This is a genomic window from Bradyrhizobium sp. Leo78 (assembly GCF_059512425.1).
Genome location: NZ_JCAMOT010000127.1, coordinates 1 through 2,403, shown reverse-complemented (window position 1 = coordinate 2,403; position 2,403 = coordinate 1). Strand labels below are relative to the sequence as shown.

The 2,403-nt window shown below is 60.9% G+C and carries 3 protein-coding genes; 2 read left to right on the top strand and 1 reads right to left on the bottom strand.

The features are described from left to right. Positions 1-272: 272 nt before the first annotated feature. A complete protein-coding gene (locus AC5ZG1_RS43785; RefSeq protein ID WP_456645493.1) occupies positions 273-935 on the top strand; it encodes an SOS response-associated peptidase in 663 nt (220 codons plus the stop codon). Continuing rightward, the gene (locus AC5ZG1_RS43780; protein WP_496136502.1) at positions 932-1,162 is read left to right on the top strand and encodes a hypothetical protein; all 231 of its coding nucleotides are present in this window, start codon (positions 932-934) and stop codon (positions 1,160-1,162) included. The genes AC5ZG1_RS43785 and AC5ZG1_RS43780 overlap by 4 nt, the downstream gene beginning before the upstream one ends. A 695-nt stretch (positions 1,163-1,857) precedes the next feature. On the opposite strand, the gene AC5ZG1_RS43775 is transcribed toward AC5ZG1_RS43780, so the two are convergent. After that, positions 1,858-2,385 carry a hypothetical protein gene (locus AC5ZG1_RS43775; RefSeq protein WP_496136501.1) on the bottom strand — a complete coding sequence of 176 codons (528 nt, stop codon included), beginning with the start codon at positions 2,383-2,385 and terminating at the stop codon, positions 1,858-1,860. Between the last annotated feature and the right edge of the window lie 18 nt (positions 2,386-2,403).

Genomic DNA, 2,403 nt, shown 5'->3' with positions numbered 1-2,403 from the left:
GAAGCCTTTCCAGTTGGCGCGGGGAGCCATTTTACGCAGAACTCCGGTTTTCCAAGGCGGTTGGATTCAAGACGATCGAGCAAGGCTTGTTCCGACACTCTCCACGCTGGTCCTTCAATTTATTTACGAACTTCAGTCGCGAACCATTTTGCGCGCTCCATCTTCCGTGAACCAAAAGGGAACATGTCCCATGGGCTGCCACAACACCCGCGTTCGGATATGGGATTTATGGTCTTGCCGCATATCACCATAACCACCCGAGCAAACTCGTAATGTGCAATCTCTATTCGATAACCAGCAACCAGGAAGCAATCCGCGCGCTGTTCCGGGTCGTAAACCGCTACGTCGGCAACCTGCCGCCGATGCCCGGCGTCTTTCCGGATTATCCGGCACCCGTGGTGCGCAACGCCGGCGACGGCCGCGAGCTTGTGCTGATGCGCTGGGGCATGCCGCCGCCACCGCAAAAACCCGGAGGACCAGTAACGAACATCCGCAATACCCCTTCGAAATACTGGCGCGCCTGGCTTAATCCGCAAAACCGTTGCCTGGTGCCCTTCAACAGCTTCGCCGAATACGCACCAGAGCCGAACCCGGCCACGAAGAAAAAGGACGTGGTCTGGTTCGCGCTCGGTGATGACCGGCCGCCCACGGCCTTTGCCGGGATCTGGACCGAGTTCAAGGGTGATCGGGGCACCAAGTCGAAGCCGATCCCTGGCCCTCACCTCGTCTATGGCTTCCTGACCACCGAGGCGAACGCGGTCGTAGAACCGATCCATGACAAAGCCATGCCGGTGATCCTGACAACGGACGAGGAACGCGACGTCTGGCTCCGCGCGCCATGGGATGAGGCCAAGGCGCTGCAACGGCCGCTGCCCAACGATGTCCTGAAGATAGTGATGCGCGGCCCCGACAAGGAAGATAAACTCGCCGCATGAAATACGTTGAAGATCGACCCCACTACGACAAGCCGGAAGTAGCCGCGCATCGTCTGATGGAGCTGGCGCGCGCCGTCGAGCCCGTGCAGGACGGCCGCATCCATATCGAGAAGATCAACTATCCGTTTTTCTTCCAGGACAAGGCAAAGCCGGCTGAGTACGGCGCGGGTTCAAGCTGGCGATCGAGCGCGGCTGGCTCTGGATGCACGAGAGCGGCACGTATGTAAAGATCACGCCGGCTGGGCCTGAACTGTTCGCCTAAGCGTTAATCATGGACCGCAACTGCCATGGCGGACTGATGAAGATGCCTTTCGCGGCGTTTCTACTTCAGCGGCCTTAAATGTGACGACTCCCTTTAGCCCCCGCAATGCGCTACCGGGGGCTTTTTTTCGGCTGCGCCCCCGCCGTTCGGTGCAAAAGTGCACAGACTTCCCTGCCCAAGGGCGCTTGGATCGGCCACGTAACCTCCCGGTCGATCCGTGTCGACTCCTCGGCCCGACGGTTCGCCGAGAGGAAGCGCAGCCCCGGCGTGCTCCCCTACGCCGGTCGCGTCGGGGCAGCGTTCCAGCCCGCCATTTGCAATCCAACAGCTCCGGAACGATCGATGACGCCACGCGAGAAGCGCGACATGCCTTACATCGTCGGGCTCGCCTGTTTGGCGGCGGCCCTGGTGATCGCCCTCGCTGCGTTCTGGCGATAGATCGCGCTGGAACGGTGCTAGGCGTTGTGTGTTCGACGGGGGATGAACGACGATCGCAGCCCACTGCTGACCCTGATCTCCTGCATCATATGCAAAAATCGATGCGGCTTGAGGGAAGTCACCCGGGCGGCGACCACAAGGACATCATTCAATATCGCTGCGATCAATGCGGGCGCATTGAGCGGGTCCGGCTGTTGCGAAGGAGCTGGCCGGACGAGTCTGTCAGCCGGTCAGTCGTTTAACGAGCGGCTCGTTGAGCTGGCCGTCCGCGAACAGCACGCCCCAATGGTTGACCCTCGACAGCTCGACGGCCAGCAGCTCGGCCTCGATCGGCACCCCAAAGTATTCGGCTTTGGTGACGTTCTGCCATGTCGTCTCGATCACGAGGCCACGACGATCGACGCACCACGCGTGATGGATAGGGCTGCCGCCGCTCTCGTGGTCTACGGCGTAACCCTCGACGTAGGTCAGGTTGTCGTCGACGAGCGCGAGGCCAGCCGCATTTCGGAAGCACCAGCCGAGCGCACCGCGCGCCGCACCGTACTTCTTCGGCAACGCACGCCCTTTGTAGGCGGTGCCATGTTCGAGCAGGAAGCGCTCGAACCGGCCGCCGTTCGCGGCGCCGGTTTGGAGGAAGTGCTTTAACGGCACTATTATTGGACGTCGATCGTTGTAGGCGGGGCCGTGTTCGAGCAGAAAGCGCTCCAACTGGCTGCCCTTCGCAACGCAGGTGCGAAAGAAGTGCTTCAACGGCACTATTATTGGACG

What these genes read in the sequence shown, in the direction of transcription:
- AC5ZG1_RS43780 (WP_496136502.1), top strand. Translation starts at nt 932, where the DNA reads ATGAAATACGTTGAAGATCGACCCCACTACGACAAGCCGGAAGTAGCC.
- AC5ZG1_RS43785 (WP_456645493.1), top strand. Translation starts at nt 273, where the DNA reads ATGTGCAATCTCTATTCGATAACCAGCAACCAGGAAGCAATCCGCGCG.